Genomic DNA, 18,990 nt, shown 5'->3' on the forward strand with positions numbered 1-18,990 from the left:
ATTGTGCTGTGCACGAAGGAAACCAAACGAACGCCCCCTTAAAATTTGGAAAACAACAACCAAAGCAATTAAGGGACAATTATTAATCTTATAAACTTTTAAGCATGGGAAATTTACGCAACAAAGTACAGCTGATCGGTAACGTTGGACAGGACCCGGTAATCACTGATTTTGAGAACGGAAAGCGCATGGTTCGGGTGAACCTGGCCACCAACGACCATTACAAAAACGCCGAAGGAGAACGTATCACCAACACCGAATGGCACACCCTGATCGGTTGGGGAAAACTGGTGGACATCGTTGAGGGATTCGTGACCAAGGGCAAGGAAATTGCCGTCGAGGGAAAACTTACCTACAGGTCCTACGAAGATAAGGAAGGTAACAAACGCTATGTGACCGAGGTTGTGGTGAGTGAGATCTTATTGTTGGGAGGCAACAATGAGGACTAGAAGATGGAAGCGCCCCAAACCATGGGGCGCTTTTTCTTTCAACTTTCAAGGGCTAAAACATGGAACACAAAGTCAACGAAATACAGATAAGTTATAGGGAAAAACTTGGTACCCTGAAATCACTCTCCATTACGAACTCCAAAGAGATGGCCCAACTCTTGTACAGGAATTGGGACGCGGACACCATTGGGTTACACGAGACTTTTAAGATCGTATTGCTGAACCGCTCCAATAAAGTCAAAGGAATCTATCCATTGTCCCATGGTGGTATCACGGGAACATTGGTGGATATGCGCATCCTTTTTGCCATAGTGCTCAAGACGCTTTCCGTGGGGATCATCCTGACCCATAACCACCCATCGGGACAGTTGAAGGCCAGTGAAATGGACAAACAATTGACCCAAAAGATCCAACGGGCGGCACAATTGTTCGATGTCCAGGTATTGGACCATATTATCCTGGCCCCCGATGGCAATTATTACAGTTTTGCCGATCATGGGCTTATGTAATCTAGGACCGTTCGAACAATTAAGAACAATCATACCCAATCATTATGATTGGGTTTTTTTTATAATAAAACATAACTTTATGGTGAACCAATAATGTACGGCAATATTTCCTGATTTGACTTTCCAAAAGACCGTACCATTGATCAAAGAATATGTCAAGCCCTTTTTTTCAGGGGCAGTGCGATGCGTTTTTGTCCTTGCGGGACAAAAAGGAGGAGCAAGAGGGTAGCACGCTCACGCGTCCCACCGATCATATTTGCTCCGCAAGGTCCCTGTTTATGGGGTGTTTTCGAAAATTGAAAATTAGCTGCCCGGTTGTTTTTAATGGAAAAATGCACTGGGCCCAGTAAAACCAAGGAATTTTTAATGGAAAAATGGATATAGGTTATGAAAAAGAGCAGTTTACCTGCCTGAGCATCAAAATTTCGATTGCCCTAAAGTATCGAAGGTTTTGCAGGAGACATGGACATTCCCAATCCCTGACCCTGTTGGCCATGGTGGAGTTTTTTGAACATAACGGGATCTCCCCGGACGAATGGATGCACGAGACCATCGCCAGCCTCAAATACCTGATCAAACGCCGCTTCAATGCCATGGTCGCCATCATGCGGAGCATCGAAAAGGAACAGACCCTGCCCACGGTCAGTATGATCCAGGCGCTCTTTGAACAGGAACTGGAATCCAATGGGGAAGAACTGGACAATGATTTTGACTTTATCGAACAGCAACTGACGGAGACCAGGAAGCCTTTGGAACCGGAATCCTTTGATGGGGAGATTACCGTTCCGAGGATAAGATTCGAACGTTTGGAGGAGCAATTGGAGGAGTTGAAAAGTGACTTTGGGCATGTCCTTGACCATGTAGTGGAGAGCAGAAACCCATTGGTTAAGAAACATTTGATCATGGACCTGAATCCTGGAGCAATTGAAAAATATAAAAGAAAGCTTAAAAATTTAAAGGATATGGTTTAAGCCCACTCCCTTTTCAATTTTCATCAAATGATCATATCGGAGTTTTTCATTCAGGTCCTTGAACCCGCAAAATAGTTCCCTTCCATCCTTGAATTTGCTATGCTGTTCCAATAAAGACTTGGTCATGCTATCCCCGGCGCCATCGTTGTCCAAGAGTAGCTTACAGTGAGTGTAACCATCAATGAATCCTTTCAGGTTGTTGGCGAAAGCAAGGGAGTTTAAGACCACTATGTCCGAATCCACCAACCATGCCGGGCCAATGGCCTTTAGTGATAGAAAATCGAACATGCCCTCGACAACTGCTAAATACTTTCTATCCTCTTTAATATAGGTTATGGCCTTGGGTGAGGAACATAGTTTTTGAAAGCTGTTTCGGAGCTCCCATCCTCCCTTTCTATTTTCGAGGCCGATGGCAAAAAAATCCCGGTTGCCCATTTTGAAATGAACCTCCTTTACATAGGAACGTGCAATGGCCATTGGGATACACCTATGCTCTAGATATTGCACTAGTGCAGGTTGGCATATATCCATTACTTCCCCAACGATGATGCCTTTCTTGGTCTTGGCCGTTGCTTTTATCGGGGCAGGGGACATGGAATATGAACCTTCATCCAATAGTTCCAATACCTCGGACACGGAAGAACCGGTAATTCTCGTCATCAGGTCAATTAGGTTTCCACCAACGCCCTCCCCATGGTCATACCACCTGTTCAGGACTTTGGAGACCTTGAAAGAAGCTTTGGTCTCCTTTCGAAAAGGACTGAGGAACCATGCTTCCCTTTTGGATTCCCTAGTCGGGAAATGTCCCATATCCGCCAATGCAGATAAGATGCAAAGATTGCGTGCCGTTTCACAGTTCATTCTTTTTTCTTTCATGGCTTTGTTGTTGGGTGATTTTTGATGATTTGATGACAAATCTTTGGGGAGTCCTATTAACACTGATGGTTCCCAAGTCATCGTTTTATCATCGGTTCATCGTTTTATTTTTTTTCTTCATGGGCCCTGTCATCATTTTTTATTTTGATGACAAAATGATGATAAAGTGATGATAGCCTAAACCATTATAAACATTGGGATTTTCTCAATCTGTCATCAAATCATCAAAATTTTGGACCAAAAATTCCTTTTTAATGGTAAAGTACCTCCCTTTGGCATCTTCGGCATTGATCTCACCGTTGTTCCAGATGGTTATTTTTTGGTACTTGTTGGAGTTCGGCTGGTTGTCCAGTTTCCAATCTTTCTTCAACAGCCTCCTCAGTTGGGTCAGATCGGTCTTGACCCTTGTCCGATTGAGCAGGTGTAGGGCATCGATGGGACAGAGGTCTACTGAGTCCACATCAAATTTTTCCATGGCACTGACCAAGAGGCTGGCCAGTTCCTTTTCTACACGATTACGGTTGTTGTACACCAGTTTCTTTAATGCTGGGGTATATACTTCCTTTGGGGAAAACCACATCCGTGATCGTTGCAGGGAATGGAGCTTTCTTTTTGTCAAGTGATGTAAAAAGGTAGGGATTTCTTTTGTTAATTGTTCCAAATACTCCGTATCTTCTTTTTTTAATGGTGGTATTTTTCGTACCCAGAACCTGGTCTCATGGGCATCGATCTTGATAAAGTTATCCTCGTTATTGCTACAAAGGATGAACTTGCCAAAAAATTCCACTTCCCTTTTGTCCTTGCCCTTGGCCTCCAATTTGTTTCGGTTGGTGGTACTCAGGTACTTGATGCGCTCGGTGAGTTCCTCTTTGTTGAACAACACCTCGTCAATACAAATCAATAGTTTGTTGGCCCAATCCGAGTTGAACTGACTTCCGAAACTGTCATTGGTCAGATAGGTCAGGTTATTCCCGAAAATTTCCTTGAGCCATTTGAGAAAGGTACTTTTCCCAGTGTTCCTTTCCTTGGAAACCAGGCACAGAATTGGAAGTATCTGGACAGGTTTTTGGTACAATAACTGCAGATAGTCCAGTCCCAATTTCAATTGATGTCCAAAAATATGTTTCAATAAGGACAGGGTATGTGGAAAGTCCCCGGCTTGGAGCTCGTGCTCCAATGGTGAGTAGGTATTGTAAAACCCATGGTGTTCTTTTTTGAAATCAACATGGCTGGGAATACAGGCGAACCCATCGTATTTTGGGACATTGCTTAAATAATCCTTTCCGTGGTCCTGTTTGATGATGTGTTCGTTCCATGGTACCAGTAGCTCATTGAAATGTCCCGATATGGTGGGTATTCTGACCAACTTGTAAAAAGTGGTCCCAACCCTGATGTAGGGAATATTTTTCATATGTAATGATTTTTTAGCTATTTGGAGAAATAGCATGAGGTGTTGATATGAAACATGGCTATCCCTTTCTCAGGATATATTCAACCGCTTGGTCGTTGGTTTCACAGGTGGATTTTCTATCATTTCTCAACAGCCATTTGTTGAGACGATCGATGTCAAAATAAATCAACTTTCCGTTGGGCTTGCTATGGGGTATTTTACCTGCGGCGGTCAGTTTGTAGAGATAACTTCTGGATATCCCTGTGTAGTCACAGGCCTCGTCAAAAGTGAGTACCTTTTTTGATCCCAACAAAAGACGTTCGATGTTGTTGAGTTTCTCGTTTAATTCAATATTGTTCATTTTTTCGGATTTAAAAATTCAAAATGAACAAAGCGCTTTGTTTCCTATGGTAGAATTCTGTAGATAAAGGTAGGGAGAAAAGGCAGTTTAAAATATGTGGGCATTGGTGAAAATATTCACAAAATACAGATATACAGTAAGTTGTATTGTTTTGGTGTCGTTTGAATATAAATGACCTCAATGTCCAACAAAAATAATCAGGGGTTGGGCTGAAAAGTATGAGTTATCAACAAGGTAATTATAGAATCACATATATTTTTTGGGCATAAGGGATTGGTTCAAGGACATAAGGACCAAATTCGGGAATTAAATTCAGGACAATCCCATGGTTTCCAGATTCAACTTGGGAAGCATCTCCGCTGCTTGCTTCATCTTTTCATCAATGATCTTGGCATAGATTTGGGTGGTTCTGATTTCCCTGTGGCCCAATCGCTTGGATACCGTGTATATGTCCGCACCGTTTTCCAATAGTAGGACAGCATTGGTATGTCTTGCGGAGTGGAAAGTAATATGTTTGGTGATTCCCGCTTGCATGCACCATTTTAATAACTGAATGTTCATATGGGCACTGTAGCAGAGCCCAGTGAACACCCTGTCTTCGGGTTTCCGTCGTTCACCCAATAAATCTCTTGCCTGTTTCGATATATATAGGTATTCCACTCCATCGGTCTTTTTTTGTTTGAACACAATACGGTACATAGGTCTTCCCGATTGATCGGTCCCTTCATCACGTACTTCTTCCCATTTGAGTTTGTTAATATCCGACCATCTGACTCCGGTAAGGGCTGAAAAGAGGAAGGCGCGTTTGAGCTTTGGGAATCTGCATTCTGTTCTTGCCAGGTTCTGAAGCTCTTGGGAAGTGAGGTATTCCCTGGTAGATTCGGCCATGGTAAATCCTTTGACCTTTTTTACCAAATTCTCTTTTAGGAATCCCTCATCGAATGCTGCCCTGAGACAAGCCTTGAACTTATTGAAATAGGTATGCTTGGTATTCTGGGATAATTTTTTCTCACTTTTGGTGACCGCTACAGTGTCCAGGTACTTTCTAAAGCCTTTTATGAAATCCACATCGACATCATGGAATGTGATGTGTTCGGGACAGTACTTTTCCAAATGCTTTTGAGCGGCATCCCAGTTGTCATAATTGCCCTTGGTCTCATAGCGTTCCTCTTTTTTAAGTTCATAATAGGAAAGAAATGTTGTTTTACCCTTGAAGTTGTTCTGTATTTTGAATTTTCCTTGATAGACTTCAGCTTTTCGGATCGCCAGGATTTTCTTGGCCAATTCTAGTTGTTCCTTATTGGTCCTTTTATCTTGAGCTGTTTGGGGGTCATTTATTAAATAAAGATCTAGATATTCAAATTCTCGAAAATGTTTAATTTTATTCTTGGAGGTGCTTTTATGACCTTTATAATATTCAATATAAAGGCTCGTTTTTCCACTTTTGAGTTTTTTCTTTTTGAGGTGTATTTTCATTTGAGGTGTAAATGAGGTGTAAAAATTACTTAAAAAAGGGGTAAGTAAGGAAGATGTTGGCAAAAAAGTTATAATATAAAGTGTTGATAACTAATAATATAGCATCAAATCGAATCAAATTAAATCAAAAAAAATTGGCGCTTATTTGCCGATACAGAAATTGGAAAAAATGTTGCCCAAAAGGTCATCAGTGGTAACGCTTCCCGTAATTTCCCCTAAGTGATAGAGTGCCTGTCGAATATCGATGGCCATCAAATCACTGGAAAGCTCCATGTCCAAACCTTCTTTTACTTTTTGGATTTCTTCCAAAGCTTTCAATAGCGCATCGTAGTGTCGACTATTTGTAATGATGGTGGTATCGCCGCTCAATGCCCCTGAATCCACCAAAGAAAGAAGCTTGCTTTCAAGTTCGGGAATCCCTTCTTTAAATTTTGCTGAAAGGAATAGTACATTGGGTATTTCGGATGTTATTTTTTCTTTCTGCCCAAGGCTCAGCAAATCCATTTTATTGCAGATTGGCAACAATTGTTTGTTAGGGTAGCGTTTTTGAATCAGGTCGAGTTCTGCTTTGTCAAATTCCATCCCGTCAAAAAGGTAAATGATGAGACGGGCCTTTTCAATTTTGTCGAAGGTGCGTTCAATCCCAATTTTTTCAACAATATCAACAGTTTCCCTGATTCCTGCGGTATCGATAAACCTGAAATTGATGCCTTTGATGCTGATATGGTCTTCGACGGTATCACGAGTGGTACCTGCAATCTCGCTTACTATGGCTCTTTCCTCGTTGAGCAGAACATTGAGCAGGGTCGATTTTCCCACATTCGGTTGGCCCACAATGGCCACGGGTATTCCGTTTTTGATGACGTTGCCAAGTGCGAAGGAATCAATCAACTTTTTAAGTACCGAACTGATGCGATTCAACAACTCGTTGAACTGGGTTCTATCGGCAAATTCCACATCTTCTTGGGAGAAGTCAAGTTCCAGTTCAATCAATGATGCAAAATTCAACAACTCTTGTCGCAATTCCTGAATTTCGTTGCTGAATCCACCGCGCATCTGTTGCATCGCAATGTCGTGGGCAGCTTCGCTATCACTGGCAATAAGGTCGGCCACAGCTTCGGCCTGGCTTAAATCCATTTTACCATTCAGGAAAGCCCTTAAGGTAAACTCCCCGGCCGATGCAGAACGACAACCATTCCTTAACAATAATTGAATAATTTGTTGTTGAATAAAAGGGGAGCCGTGACACGAAATCTCCACCACATTTTCACCTGTGTAGGAATGTGGCCCTTTAAAAATGGACACCAATGCCTCATCCAGAATTTTATCACCATCAACGATATTTCCCAAATGGATGGTGTGACTCTTTTGTTCCACCAACTTTTTATTTTTTATAGACTTGAACAATGGGTCCATCAATGTAATGGCATCCGGTCCAGAGACCCTGATTACTGCAATCGCCCCTGTTCCTGAAGGCGTTGCCAAGGCTACAATGTTATCTGTATACGACATGGGCACAAAAGTACGAATTCATGCGTGTTTGTAACATTTTTAGTGATTTGAATACTAATAAGATGAATCATCAAAATCAATCAAAAATGGAAGTTATAAATCAAAAAGCGGTCAGAACAGACAATACCTTGTTGGCCGTGACGCATCTTACGCAACTGTTATCCTATGTAACCGGCTTTGGAAGCCTAATCGTTCCTTTGATTATTTGGTTGTCCTCCAAAGATAGGGTCGAGGGTATGAACGAACATGGAAAGGCCATCATCAATTTTCAGATTAGCCTTATACTTTATATCATCATCAGTATTCCGGCCATTTTACTTTTGGGCTTGGGTATATTGGGTTTGATAGGAGTAGCAATCATTGGGTTTATATTGCCTATCGTAAATGCAGTGAAGGCTGCAAATGGTGAATCCCCATCACATTTTATGACGATCAGGTTTATATCGTAAAACAAAAAAGCTGGAACAATTTGCTCCAGCTTTTTCAATTTTATGGTTGGGTAGTTAATTTAGTTGTTCAGCATCACAGGCATCACCAACATCGTCACGTGCTCGCCTTCGTCCAATCCATCGATAGGGGTAAGGATTCCTGCTCTGTTTGGCAAACTCATTTCAAGTGAAACTTCATCCGAAGACAAATTGTTCAACATTTCCAGAAGAAATCTAGAGTTGAATCCAATCTGCATATCGTCTCCTTGATAGGAACAGGACAATCTTTCTTCCGCTTTGTTGCTGTAATCCACATCTTCGGCAGAAATATTGAGTTCAGCTCCTGCAATCTTCAAACGGATTTGATGCGTGGTCTTGTTGGAGAAAATGGAAACCCTTCTCACCGAGCTAAGGAATTGATTTCTTGCAATCGTTAATTTGTTCGGGTTTTCCTTTGGAATTACCGCTTCGTAGTTTGGATATTTTCCATCGATCAATCGACACACCAATTCTGTATTGTCAAAATAGAACTTGGCATTACTGTCATTGTATTCTATGGTCACTTCGGATTCGGAACCTGCCAAAATTCCTTTCAATAACGTCAAAGGCTTTTTGGGCATGATGAATTCCGCTACTTGGGAAGCTGTTACATCTTGTCGTTGGTATTTCACCAATTTGTGCGCATCGGTGGCCACAAAGGTCAAATTCTCTGGAGAAAATTGGAAGAACACACCGCTCATTACGGGGCGAAGGTCGTCGTTTCCTGCAGCGAATATGGTCTTGTTGATAGCCGTTGCCAAAATATCGCCCAATAGGGTAGTGGAGCTCGGGTTGGAGACTTCCACCGCTTTCGGGAATTCCGCTCCATCGGCATAGGCCAAGGCATATTTACCGTGATTGGAACTAATTTCTACCGTGTTGTTGTCCTCAACAACAAAGGTCAACGGTTGTTCAGGGAATGTTTTTAGGGTATCCAAAAGCAAACGAGCAGGAACTGCTATGGTTCCTTCGGAATCGGAATCCACTTCCAAAACAGTGCTCATGGTAGTTTCCAAATCGGATGCGGAAACCGTTAACTTACTTTCTTTAAGATCGAACAAAAAATTGTCAAGAATGGGCAAGGTGTTGCTATTGTTGATAACTCCTCCCAAAACCTGAAGCTGCTTCAATAAATATGTACTGGATACGATAAATTTCATCAACGAAATACTTTAGTATAGTTGCTTTTTGTGCAATTAATTCGCGTTTTACGGCCTGTAAAATCAATAAAAACAAATATATCCCAAATGGATTTAGCAGAGAAACAAATTTATCAACACTTAAGTGGTAAACTTGCGTTTTCTGTAATAGCCAAAGAAGAGACCGAACAGCAGGGTCAAAACTACTGGAAGTCCAATGTTTACAAGCTGCCACTTGTTTTTTTGTGCTGCTATTTTTTTAACATCCAAAAGAGGAATGGATACTTTCTTGTTTCGAATGTTAATAAGCCCCGTGTTGTCCAAAAGGTAATTTGTGCTGTTCACCAAAAATTCCTTGTTCCCATAGCGGTTGTTGGTCCATTTATCGTAGCCCAATTCCAGCGGTCTGCCATTCCGTAATTGGTTTTTGATGACGTCCCCATCCGAGATTACGATCATTTTGTTTTCGGGGCCTTCCTCCAAGGTATTTTGAAGCTTTAAGGGTTTTACCCTGTTCTTGTACATTGAGGTAAATTTTCCCTCTATCAAGACGGCCAATGGAAGATTGCCATTGTTGTAAGTTTCCTGATCAGGTTGTTGGTTGATCATGTCGAGACTGACAACTCTTGGAATTCCGTCTGTTTTGGAAAGTGGTGAACTCTGTAACAAGATAGTCTTCTCATAATCGTTTTCCAATACATCCATCGGACTGGTAAACTGTAATCGTACCGCCTCAATGTTGGTGTTGATGGGATGATTGTTCTGCGAAAAAACCATGGGATAATAAAACCAAGGCAGGGGATTGTACTGTGAATCGTTCCCTTCACCCGAAGCCAGTACTATTTGGGTAAAATATAGGTCATTGACCAAAACAGGATTGATGCGGACCCCATATTTGAAGAACAAATCTTTCAGGTTCAAATCTCGGGGAACAGCAATGGCCTCTCCACCACCTGCATAAATGCTGTCCATTTCCATATTGACTTGGTCTACCATCCAAATGGACTTGCCTCCTTGAACCATATATTGATCCATCACATATTTTTCTTGATCGGTAAACGCCTCCGTAGGTTTGGCAATCAGCGCAAGGTCAAAGTTTTTAAGCTGATTTAATACATTTTGCGGATTGCTGGCCACTGAATCCAAGGTTATGGCGCCAATGTTGTAGTAGTCGCGAATGGTAGTGAGGTAATCCGCGATATAAATATCATCCAGTTCGCCATTTCCTTTGATAACGGCAATGCTCTTTTTTTCTTCTATGCTCAATTTGGTAAAGGCATCGGCAAAGGCGTATTCCAGTTGCTGTACCGAATTATTGATGCGATCTTCGGCTGAAGAACCCAATTTATTCTTGAGCAATGGCACTTTTACCGTCTGGTCGTTGTAGTTGACCATGGCCCAAGGGAAAACCAGCTCATTGGATACCTTTCCGTTTTCCTCTACGGTAACATTGGCAGGCTGTAGACCCAAGCTCTCCAATTGGGCAACAGTTTCCTGTGGATTTTCGCTATCCTCCAAAGGGTCCACCAAATTATATTTGATGTTGCTATTTTTAGACCCGAAGGATTCCAAGAGTTGTATGGTCTCCGTTTTCAGTTTGGCAAACTCTGCTGGAATGTTGCCATCCAACAGCAGGTCAACAATTACAGGGGTTTCAAATTTTTGTGCTACCGCTACGGCAGGTTCGGAGAGTGTATAGCGTTTTTCCTCCGTAAGGTCGAAACGGGTGTACACAAAACTGGCCAATAGGTTGATGACCACCACGGCCACAATCACTTTTACGATGGATACAAAAAACTTCCCCATTACCTTGGCAATTGTTTTAAACGTTGAAAAGTGAGATACAGAAACAACAATGTCAATGAAATAAAGAAGACCAAATCACGGGTGTCTATCACACCTCTTGCAATACTATCAAAATGTGTCTTTGCTCCGAGCGATTGTATGGTTTGTTGCGTTTCTCCATTGGAAAACAGCGAAGATGCAGCATCAAACCCGTTAAAAATCAGAAAGCAGACCAAAATCCCCACCAAAAATGCAATGATTTGATTATCGGAAAGGGTAGAGGCAAATATCCCGATGGATGTGTAACAGGCCATCAAAAACAACAATCCAAAGTAAGAGCCCAGTACGACGCCAAGGTCGTAATTGCCCTCTGTCATTCCCAATCCAGATATGGCGAAAACATACACTATCGTCGGGATTACTGCGATAACGCACAAAAGAAAGGCGCCCCAAAATTTCCCGAGTACCAATTTCCAGATGGAGATGGGTTTGATCAACAGCAATTCCAGCGTACCCATTTTCCGTTCTTCGGAAAAGCTCTTCATGGTTATGGCGGGCACCAAAAAAATAAAAATCCAAGGAGCCAGCAAAAAGAAGTTGCTCAAATCGGCAAAGCCGTAATCAAAAATGTTGTATTCGCTTTTGAAGACCCAAAGGAACAGTCCATTGAGCAGTAAAAACGACCCCACGATCAAATAACCGATGGGCGATGTGAAAAAAGACCGTACCTCTCTCTTAAAAATTGCGAACATTAAGATGGGTTTGTTGATTGAATTTTATGAACACTCCAAGCTTCGGGTTTATCGGCGAACAATTTTTTGGTATTGCCCCAAACCCCTTTAAAGAAATCCGAGTTTCTATAGTTGTCCAGATGGGCTTCCGTATCCCAAAAACTATAGGTGAAAAATATGTTGGAATTCGTAATGTCTTGATACAGTTCTACCATATTACAACCATCGAAAGACAAGATGCCATTTTTAGATTCTTCAAAGATTCGCTCAAAACTAGCAATATTTTCGGGTTTAAAAGTCAGTTTTACAATGCGTATCAACATTTACAGGAAATTTATGGTTACCGTGTCCCTGTAATTCAGTCCAAGGAGCGAAGATGCTCCCCCAACGGAATTCAGGTCACTTTTATAAATGGCGAGCTCAATATAGCCGGCAGAATTGAACAGGGCGAGCGCATCTCCTGGACCTTTGCGCTGGTTCCGTTCCAAATTATAGTTGATGATGCCGTTATAGCTCTGGTGCACTTGCCGTATTTTGGTGGTCCGTGCAATAATCTCAAAATCACGACCGCTACGATAGGCCTCAAAAAGACTTTTCTGGATATTGGTGACCACATTCCCGTAGTTATCAATATAAATAACATTGCCCGTAATGGATTTGCCTTCATTGGTGATGCGTGGTTCAAAATCGCGTAGCTCTTTCAAGTTTTCGAAGGGTCGGCCTATAACTTCTAGTTTCCCGCCGCGAGCAATATGGCAGGCTACCTGAACAAAAATGTGGAGTACGGGAAAAGCACCGGCTTCCGCATTGGGTAGATTGATTTCCACGACTTTTTCGGGTTGAACCTCGGAAGTTATCAAGGAAATAACACCACTGTTGGCGCTTACAAAATACTGCCCGTCCACTTGAACCACAATATGCTCGTTTTCTGGTGAAATTTCCGAATCCACTCCAACAATATGAACCGTTCCCTTTGGGAACGAACGGTAGGCGTTCCTAAGGATATAGGCACATTCCTGAATGTTGAAAGGACTAATGGAGTGCGAAATATCAACAATACTAATATCAGGGATGTTGCTCAGTATTGCCCCTTTAACAGCACCCACAAAGTGGTCCTTGTATCCAAAATCGGTAGTTAGGGTTATGATTGGCATACAATACTGTTGATATGTTTTTCCGCGTTCAAATTGATTTTTAGTTAAGTTTGTTTGTAAAATTAGTCAAAAAAGAAAGAATTAAATTCTTCAAAAACAACTGTAACACCTCACAATTTTTGAACGAACTAATAATTGAACTTACGGATATTAGCCCCCAGGAATTTTTTGGACAACAAAATTCCAATATCGAGTTGCTTAAAAAGTATTTTCCTAAACTTAAGATTGTGGCTCGGGGCAACAAAATCAAGGTATTTGGTGATGAAGAGCTTTTGGAAGAGTTCGACAAGCGCTTTGACGAGCTTACCAGCCAATTTGCCAAATACAACAAACTCGATGAAAACATGATCGAGCGAGTGCTTACCAGTAGTAGCAAGGAGGAATATACATCTTCCAAAAGTAGTGGTGATGTTTTGGTGCACGGTGTCAGTGGCAGATTGATAAAGGCCCAGACCGCCAATCAAAGACGATTGGTGGATGCCTGTAAAGTGGACGATATGGTCTTTGCCATTGGTCCTGCCGGTACCGGTAAGACCTACACCGGTGTTGCCTTGGCCGTAAAAGCTTTGAAAGAAAAACAAGTGAGGCGTATTATTCTTACACGACCTGCTGTGGAAGCAGGTGAGAACCTAGGTTTTCTTCCCGGCGACCTTAAAGAGAAGCTAGATCCCTATATGCAGCCTTTGTATGATGCACTTCGTGATATGATTCCTTCTGAAAAATTGGAAAAGTATATCGAGGACGGTACAATCCAGATTGCGCCGATGGCCTTCATGCGCGGACGCACTTTGGATAATGCCTTTGTAATCTTGGACGAGGCGCAGAATACCACCCACGCCCAAATGAAAATGTTCCTGACACGTATGGGTAAAAACGCCAAGTTTTTGTTGACAGGCGACCCCGGGCAGATAGATTTGCCACGTAGGGTAATTTCAGGTCTCAAAGAGGCTTTGCTTATTTTGAAGAATGTGGAGGGCATCAGTATCATTTACTTGGATGATAAAGATGTGATACGGCACAAATTGGTGAAAAAGGTGATTGATGCCTATAAAAACATAGAGCACCAAAATCAATACTAAAAAAATATGGGAATGAATACGCTTATGTCCACGGATTTTAACTTTCCTGGACAAAAATCGGTTTATAAAGGAAAGGTAAGAGAGGTTTATACATTGGACAACGATATTTTGGTGATGGTGGCCACAGACCGCCTTTCTGCATTTGACGTGGTGATGCCCAAGGGAATTCCCTACAAAGGTCAGATTTTAAATCAAATAGCCACCAAAATGATGAAGGATACCGAGGATATTGTTCCCAACTGGTTGATGGCCACTCCAGATCCCAATGTAGCTATCGGAAAGGCTTGCGAGCCCTATAAAGTGGAAATGGTGATCAGGGGCTACATGTCAGGCCACGCCTCTCGTGAGTACAAAGCTGGTAAAAGATTGCTTTGTGGGGTGCCAATGCCCGAAGGGATGAAAGAGAACGATAAGTTTCCGGAACCCATCATCACGCCGGCTACCAAAGCGGAAAAGGGAGATCATGACGAGGATATTTCCAAAGAAGATATTTTAAAACGAGGTATTGTATCCAAAGAAGATTATGAAGTCTTAGAAAAATATACCCGTGCTCTTTTTCAAAGAGGAACCGAAATCGCGGCCAAACGAGGATTGATTTTAGTTGATACCAAATATGAATTCGGTAAGACCAAAGATGGTGAAATTGTGTTGATTGATGAGATACATACTCCGGATTCATCACGTTATTTTTATGCAGAGGGTTACGAGGAACGTCAGGATAAAGGAGAAGCTCAAAAACAATTGTCCAAAGAATTTGTTAGACAATGGTTGATTTCCAATGGATTCCAAGGACTGGAGGGGCAATCGGTTCCCGAAATGTCGGATGAGTACATCGAATCGGTGTCCAATCGATATATCGAACTTTATGAGAATATTACTGGAGAGAAATTTGTGAAAAGTGATATCTCTGATCTACAGGAAAGAATTTTATCCAATGTAACCGCATATTTGGCAAAATAATCATTGCACACTTGTTATGTGACCAATAAAAGAAAGGGAATTCTGTGAATTCCCTTTTTTTGTTGCCTCAATAGTAATAAATCTTAAAACTAAATTGATATATTGACATGGCACAAAGGAATTAACTAAACAAACCAACACCATGTCAGAAAAACAAAAAAAGGCTACCGCATATTGGAGAGAGAATTTAAAGTATTTGACGATTTTACTCCTCATATGGTTCTTGGTCTCCTACGGGGCCGGCATTCTCTTTAAGGATGCGTTGGATTCCATCCGCATTGGAGGCTTTAAACTGGGATTTTGGTTTGCCCAGCAAGGAGCTATCTATGTATTTGTCATTCTCATTTTTGTATACGTTCGGCTTATGAACAAGTTGGACAAAAAATACGGCTACAACGAGGATTAACCAATCATTAAAACTTTATTATGAGTGATGTTCAAATTTGGACCTATGCATTGGTCGCACTATCCTTTGGTCTGTATATAGGAATTGCCATTTGGTCCCGGGCTGGTTCCACAAAAGAATTCTACGTGGCCGGTGGAGGAGTGTCTCCTTTGGCCAACGGAATGGCAACCGCAGCCGATTGGATGTCGGCGGCCTCCTTTATCTCCATGGCAGGAATCATATCCTTTGCAGGGTATGACGGAGCTGTGTATTTAATGGGATGGACTGGTGGCTACGTGCTTTTGGCCCTTTTATTGGCACCATACCTAAGAAAGTTCGGAAAGTTTACCGTGCCCGATTTTATCGGGGAACGTTACTATTCCAAAACGGCACGTGTTGTTGCAGTTATCTGTGCGCTTATTGTTTCCTTTACCTATGTGGCGGGGCAAATGCGAGGAGTTGGAATCGTATTTTCTAGATACCTCGAGGTTGATATAAACACAGGCGTCGTTATCGGAATGGTGATTGTATTGTTCTATGCCGTTCTCGGGGGGATGAAGGGAATTACCTATACCCAAGTGGCCCAATACTGCGTATTGATATTTGCCTTTATGGTGCCCGCTATATTTATTTCAATCCAAATGACGGGTAACCCTGTTCCCCAGTTAGGTTTTGGGGATACCTTATCCGATGGGTCCGGGACTTATCTTTTGGATAAACTGGATGGTCTTTCCGAAGAATTGGGTTTTGCGGCATATACGGATGGTAGCAAAAGTACCGTAGATGTGTTTGCAATAACACTTGCTTTAATGGTGGGTACGGCGGGACTGCCACATGTGATTGTACGATTTTTTACCGTAAAACGGGTCCGAGATGCCAGAAAATCGGCGGGATTGGCCCTCTTGTTCATTGCAATACTCTACACAACGGCACCAGCAGTGGCCGTTTTTGCCAGAACTAATCTTATTGAAACGGTAAGTGGAAAAGAGTATGATCAAATGCCAGAATGGTTCAGTAGGTGGGAAAAAACAGGGTTGATTGCGCACGAGGATAAAAACGGTGACGGAAAAATACAGTACGTGGCATCTCCAGAGGTAAACGAACTTACGGTAGATCGCGACATCATGGTATTGGCCAACCCGGAGATTGCCGACCTTCCCGCTTGGGTCATTGGCTTGATTGCCGCAGGAGGACTTGCCGCGGCACTGTCAACCGCTGCAGGGTTATTGCTAGTGATTTCTTCCTCGGTTTCCCATGATTTGATAAAGAACGTCCTTAAACCTGATCTTTCGGAAAAAGCGGAGCTATGGGCGGCCCGACTTTCGGCAGCTGTGGCGGTTGTAGTAGCTGGTTACTTTGGCATAAATCCGCCCGGATTTGTGGCTGCAGTAGTCGCTTTGGCCTTTGGTTTAGCTGCGGCATCGTTTTTCCCTGCCATTATTCTAGGGATTTTTTATAAAAAGATGAACAGTAAAGGTGCCGTCTCCGGAATGATTGTTGGTCTTTGCTTAATGCTTTTCTATATGCTCAAATTCAAGTTTGGAATATTTGATGGAGGTCAAGAAGCAGTGGCTGGCCTACAGGAAAATTGGTGGTTCGGAGTTTCACCAGAAGGGTTCGGAAGTATCGCTATGATTGTCAATTTCGTGGTGGCCATCATTGTTAACACGTTTACGGCTGATCCTCCGGAGGAAGTACAGGAAATTGTAGAAAATATTCGGGTTCCAAGTGGGGCGGGAGAGGCAATTGAACATTAGAATAGCTGTGAAATCACTCCGTTTTTCCTTATTTTTAAAGCAGCTTAAAATTTAATTGAACATAATGAGTAACTACCACATTAAACACTTGGAGGAGTATTTTCAGGTGTATCGAAAATCCGTAAGGAACCCTGAAGGATTTTGGGAAGAAGTAGCAGAAGAACACTTTCATTGGCGAAAAAAATGGGATTCAGTTTTAGAATGGGACTTTACAAAACCAGAGGTTAGCTGGTTCAAAGGGGCCAAATTGAACATTACCGAGAACTGTATCGACCGCCACCTCCGGATAAGGGGAGATAAAACGGCTATTCTTTTTGAACCGAACGACCCTAACGAGGAAGCAGAACATATAACTTACAGCCAACTTCACGAGCGTGTTTGCAAATATGCGAATGTGTTGAAGGAGCAAGGTGTTGAAAAGGGGGATAGGGTAGTTATTTATTTACCAATGATTCCTGATTTGGCTATCTCTCTTTTGGCCTGTGCTCGTATTGGGGCCATTCATTCTGTAGTTTTTGCAGGGTTTTCATCAACCGCATTAGCAACAAGAATCAACGATTGTGGCGCTAAAATGGTACTTACTTCAGATGGTTCTTACCGAGGAAAAAAGGTTATTGATCTAAAAGCAATCGTGGATGAAGCTTTGGAAAGTTGCCCTGATGTGAAAACTGTGTTGGTTTCTAAACGAACCGGAGGGGAAGTAAACATGAAAGGCGGTAGGGATGTTTGGGTTCAACCCCTATTGGATAAAGCATATTCTGATTGCGATCCGGAAATAATGGATGCTGAAGACCCATTGTTTATTCTTTATACCTCTGGCTCTACAGGTAGGCCCAAAGGAATGGTTCACACCACGGGAGGTTATATGGTTTATACTGCCTACACCTTTAAAAATGTATTCCAATATCGCGAAGAGGATGTGTATTGGTGTACTGCTGATATAGGGTGGATTACTGGACACTCTTATATTGTATATGGGCCATTGGCCAACGGGGCCACAACGGTAATGTTTGAAGGTGTTCCGTCTTACCCGGACTTTGGACGCTTTTGGGATGTGGTACAAAAACACAAAGTAACGCAGTTCTACACGGCACCTACGGCAATACGGGCATTGGCCAAAGAGAATCTGGATTTTGTGACCAATCACGATCTTTCCAGCCTTAAAGTTCTGGGTACTGTGGGAGAGCCGATCAATGAAGAAGCATGGCATTGGTACAATGATCACGTAGGTGATAAAAAATGCCCCATTGTGGATACTTGGTGGCAAACAGAGACCGGAGGTATCCTTATTTCACCAATACCTTTCTCCACACCAACGAAGCCGACGTATGCTACTTTGCCCATGCCAGGTATTCAACCGGCACTGATGGATGAAAATGGTAAGGAAATCAAAGGAAACCAAGTTGATGGAAGGCTTTGCATCAAGTATCCATGGCCATCCATTGCAAGAACCATCTGGGGTAATCACCAGCGATATAAGGACACCTATTTTTCTGCTTTTGAAGGGAAATATTTTACCGGTGATGGAGCACTCAGGGATGAGGTGGGCTACTATCGAATCACCGGTAGGGTTGATGATGTTATCATCGTGTCCGGTCATAATTTAGGAACGGCACCCATCGAAGATGCCATAAACGAGCATCCAGCCGTGGCCGAATCCGCCATTGTTGGTTTCCCACACGATATCAAAGGAAATGCATTGTACGGTTATATTATTCTGAAGGAAACAGGGGAAGATCGTAATCGTGATAACCTCAAAAAGGAAATCAATCAATTGATTACCGAACATATTGGACCCATTGCCAAGCTGGATAAAATCCAGTTTGTGGAAGGATTGCCAAAAACACGAAGCGGTAAGATCATGAGGAGAATCCTTAGAAAGATAGCTTCCAAGGATACAGGCAACTTGGGGGACACTTCAACTTTATTGAATCCGGAAGTAGTGGAATCGATAATGAAGGAGAGTCTTTAAAAAGGCTTGTTCAATAA

The 18,990-nt window shown here is 42.3% G+C and carries 19 protein-coding genes; 9 read left to right on the forward strand and 10 right to left on the reverse strand.

Translation table 11 applies throughout. The annotated features are described in order from the left end of the window. The first annotated feature begins 104 nt into the window (after positions 1 to 104). The 3 genes from K1F36_RS10615 to K1F36_RS10625 all read left to right on the forward strand — a co-directional run bounded on the left by K1F36_RS10615 (position 105) and on the right by K1F36_RS10625 (position 1,929). A complete protein-coding gene (locus tag K1F36_RS10615; RefSeq protein ID WP_220113795.1) occupies positions 105 to 449 on the forward strand; it encodes a single-stranded DNA-binding protein in 345 nt (114 codons plus the stop codon). Between the two features lie 59 nt (positions 450 to 508). Next, positions 509 to 958 carry a JAB domain-containing protein gene (locus tag K1F36_RS10620; RefSeq protein WP_220113796.1) on the forward strand — a complete coding sequence of 150 codons (450 nt, stop codon included), beginning with the start codon at positions 509 to 511 and terminating at the stop codon, positions 956 to 958. A gap of 374 nt (positions 959 to 1,332) precedes the next feature. Next, positions 1,333 to 1,929: a BfmA/BtgA family mobilization protein gene (locus K1F36_RS10625; RefSeq protein WP_220113797.1), complete on the forward strand. Its 597-nt coding sequence runs from the start codon at positions 1,333 to 1,335 to the stop codon at positions 1,927 to 1,929. Here the strand turns inward: K1F36_RS10625 and K1F36_RS10630 are convergent. The 5 genes from K1F36_RS10630 to mnmE form a co-directional block, all read right to left on the reverse strand. After that, positions 1,912 to 2,805 (reverse strand): toprim domain-containing protein, encoded by an 894-nt coding sequence (locus K1F36_RS10630; protein WP_220113798.1) that lies wholly within the window; start codon positions 2,803 to 2,805, stop codon positions 1,912 to 1,914. The genes K1F36_RS10625 and K1F36_RS10630 overlap by 18 nt on opposite strands. Positions 2,806 to 3,010: 205 nt before the next feature. After that, positions 3,011 to 4,216, reverse strand: coding sequence for a primase-helicase family protein (locus K1F36_RS10635; protein ID WP_220113799.1), 1,206 nt, complete (start codon positions 4,214 to 4,216; stop codon positions 3,011 to 3,013). Positions 4,217 to 4,274: 58 nt separating this feature from the next. Beyond that, positions 4,275 to 4,556, reverse strand: a complete 282-nt coding sequence (locus K1F36_RS10640; RefSeq protein ID WP_220113800.1) for a helix-turn-helix domain-containing protein — start codon at positions 4,554 to 4,556, stop codon at positions 4,275 to 4,277. A gap of 312 nt (positions 4,557 to 4,868) precedes the next feature. Beyond that, positions 4,869 to 6,032, reverse strand: coding sequence for a tyrosine-type recombinase/integrase (locus tag K1F36_RS10645; RefSeq protein ID WP_220113801.1), 1,164 nt, complete (start codon positions 6,030 to 6,032; stop codon positions 4,869 to 4,871). 141 nt (positions 6,033 to 6,173) lie between these two features. Further along, positions 6,174 to 7,544 (reverse strand): tRNA uridine-5-carboxymethylaminomethyl(34) synthesis GTPase MnmE, encoded by a 1,371-nt coding sequence (gene mnmE, locus K1F36_RS10650; protein WP_220113802.1) that lies wholly within the window; start codon positions 7,542 to 7,544, stop codon positions 6,174 to 6,176. Between the two features lie 86 nt (positions 7,545 to 7,630). On the opposite strand from mnmE, the gene K1F36_RS10655 reads away from it, so the two are divergent. Continuing rightward, entirely contained in the window at positions 7,631 to 7,993 is a 363-nt protein-coding gene (locus K1F36_RS10655) for a DUF4870 domain-containing protein (protein ID WP_220113803.1), read from the forward strand. Between the two features lie 59 nt (positions 7,994 to 8,052). Here the strand turns inward: K1F36_RS10655 and dnaN are convergent, their stop codons facing one another. From dnaN to K1F36_RS10680, 5 genes are all read right to left on the reverse strand, one after another. After that, the gene (gene dnaN, locus K1F36_RS10660) at positions 8,053 to 9,171 is read right to left on the reverse strand and encodes a DNA polymerase III subunit beta (protein ID WP_207032494.1); all 1,119 of its coding nucleotides are present in this window, start codon (positions 9,169 to 9,171) and stop codon (positions 8,053 to 8,055) included. 120 nt (positions 9,172 to 9,291) lie between these two features. Further along, entirely contained in the window at positions 9,292 to 10,956 is a 1,665-nt protein-coding gene (gldG, locus tag K1F36_RS10665; protein WP_220113804.1) for a gliding motility-associated ABC transporter substrate-binding protein GldG, read from the reverse strand. After that, positions 10,956 to 11,687: a gliding motility-associated ABC transporter permease subunit GldF gene (gene gldF / locus K1F36_RS10670; protein ID WP_220113805.1), complete on the reverse strand. Its 732-nt coding sequence runs from the start codon at positions 11,685 to 11,687 to the stop codon at positions 10,956 to 10,958. Before gldF ends, gldG begins: the two co-directional genes overlap by 1 nt. Beyond that, positions 11,687 to 11,989, reverse strand: a complete 303-nt coding sequence (locus K1F36_RS10675; protein WP_220113806.1) for a putative quinol monooxygenase — start codon at positions 11,987 to 11,989, stop codon at positions 11,687 to 11,689. The genes gldF and K1F36_RS10675 overlap by 1 nt, the downstream gene beginning before the upstream one ends. Then, positions 11,990 to 12,820: an SAM hydrolase/SAM-dependent halogenase family protein gene (locus tag K1F36_RS10680; protein ID WP_220113807.1), complete on the reverse strand. Its 831-nt coding sequence runs from the start codon at positions 12,818 to 12,820 to the stop codon at positions 11,990 to 11,992. It abuts the gene before it with no gap. A 119-nt stretch (positions 12,821 to 12,939) separates the two neighbouring features. Here K1F36_RS10680 and K1F36_RS10685 point away from each other — a divergent pair, with 119 nt between their 5' ends. From K1F36_RS10685 to acs, 5 genes are all read left to right on the forward strand, one after another. Beyond that, complete coding sequence (locus K1F36_RS10685; protein WP_220113808.1) at positions 12,940 to 13,899, forward strand: PhoH family protein; 960 nt, start codon at positions 12,940 to 12,942, stop codon at positions 13,897 to 13,899. Between the two features lie 6 nt (positions 13,900 to 13,905). After that, on the forward strand, positions 13,906 to 14,859 hold the full coding sequence (locus K1F36_RS10690; RefSeq protein WP_417944080.1) for a phosphoribosylaminoimidazolesuccinocarboxamide synthase: 954 nt from the start codon (positions 13,906 to 13,908) through the stop codon (positions 14,857 to 14,859). 142 nt (positions 14,860 to 15,001) lie between these two features. Further along, complete coding sequence (locus K1F36_RS10695; RefSeq protein WP_220113810.1) at positions 15,002 to 15,265, forward strand: DUF4212 domain-containing protein; 264 nt, start codon at positions 15,002 to 15,004, stop codon at positions 15,263 to 15,265. A 20-nt stretch (positions 15,266 to 15,285) separates the two neighbouring features. Beyond that, on the forward strand, positions 15,286 to 17,001 hold the full coding sequence (locus K1F36_RS10700) for a sodium:solute symporter family protein (RefSeq protein WP_220113811.1): 1,716 nt from the start codon (positions 15,286 to 15,288) through the stop codon (positions 16,999 to 17,001). Between the two features lie 64 nt (positions 17,002 to 17,065). Beyond that, entirely contained in the window at positions 17,066 to 18,973 is a 1,908-nt protein-coding gene (gene acs / locus K1F36_RS10705; RefSeq protein WP_220113812.1) for an acetate--CoA ligase, read from the forward strand. Positions 18,974 to 18,990: the final 17 nt, after the last annotated feature.

Source organism: Flagellimonas abyssi, assembly GCF_019457905.1.
GTDB classification, from domain to species: domain Bacteria; phylum Bacteroidota; class Bacteroidia; order Flavobacteriales; family Flavobacteriaceae; genus Flagellimonas; species Flagellimonas abyssi.

Bases quoted from the DNA above. Each gene is read 5' to 3' on its own strand.
- K1F36_RS10615 (WP_220113795.1), top strand. From the start codon at position 105: ATGGGAAATTTACGCAACAAAGTACAGCTGATCGGTAACGTTGGACAG.
- K1F36_RS10620 (WP_220113796.1), top strand. From the start codon at position 509: ATGGAACACAAAGTCAACGAAATACAGATAAGTTATAGGGAAAAACTT.
- K1F36_RS10625 (WP_220113797.1), top strand. From the start codon at position 1,333: ATGGATATAGGTTATGAAAAAGAGCAGTTTACCTGCCTGAGCATCAAA.
- K1F36_RS10630 (WP_220113798.1), bottom strand. From the start codon at position 2,805: ATGAAAGAAAAAAGAATGAACTGTGAAACGGCACGCAATCTTTGCATC.
- K1F36_RS10635 (WP_220113799.1), bottom strand. From the start codon at position 4,216: ATGAAAAATATTCCCTACATCAGGGTTGGGACCACTTTTTACAAGTTG.
- K1F36_RS10640 (WP_220113800.1), bottom strand. From the start codon at position 4,556: ATGAACAATATTGAATTAAACGAGAAACTCAACAACATCGAACGTCTT.
- K1F36_RS10645 (WP_220113801.1), bottom strand. From the start codon at position 6,032: ATGAAAATACACCTCAAAAAGAAAAAACTCAAAAGTGGAAAAACGAGC.
- mnmE (WP_220113802.1), bottom strand. From the start codon at position 7,544: ATGTCGTATACAGATAACATTGTAGCCTTGGCAACGCCTTCAGGAACA.
- K1F36_RS10655 (WP_220113803.1), top strand. From the start codon at position 7,631: ATGGAAGTTATAAATCAAAAAGCGGTCAGAACAGACAATACCTTGTTG.
- dnaN (WP_207032494.1), bottom strand. From the start codon at position 9,171: ATGAAATTTATCGTATCCAGTACATATTTATTGAAGCAGCTTCAGGTT.
- gldG (WP_220113804.1), bottom strand. From the start codon at position 10,956: ATGGGGAAGTTTTTTGTATCCATCGTAAAAGTGATTGTGGCCGTGGTG.
- gldF (WP_220113805.1), bottom strand. From the start codon at position 11,687: ATGTTCGCAATTTTTAAGAGAGAGGTACGGTCTTTTTTCACATCGCCC.
- K1F36_RS10675 (WP_220113806.1), bottom strand. From the start codon at position 11,989: ATGTTGATACGCATTGTAAAACTGACTTTTAAACCCGAAAATATTGCT.
- K1F36_RS10680 (WP_220113807.1), bottom strand. From the start codon at position 12,820: ATGCCAATCATAACCCTAACTACCGATTTTGGATACAAGGACCACTTT.
- K1F36_RS10690 (WP_417944080.1), top strand. From the start codon at position 13,906: ATGGGAATGAATACGCTTATGTCCACGGATTTTAACTTTCCTGGACAA.
- K1F36_RS10695 (WP_220113810.1), top strand. From the start codon at position 15,002: ATGTCAGAAAAACAAAAAAAGGCTACCGCATATTGGAGAGAGAATTTA.
- K1F36_RS10700 (WP_220113811.1), top strand. From the start codon at position 15,286: ATGAGTGATGTTCAAATTTGGACCTATGCATTGGTCGCACTATCCTTT.
- acs (WP_220113812.1), top strand. From the start codon at position 17,066: ATGAGTAACTACCACATTAAACACTTGGAGGAGTATTTTCAGGTGTAT.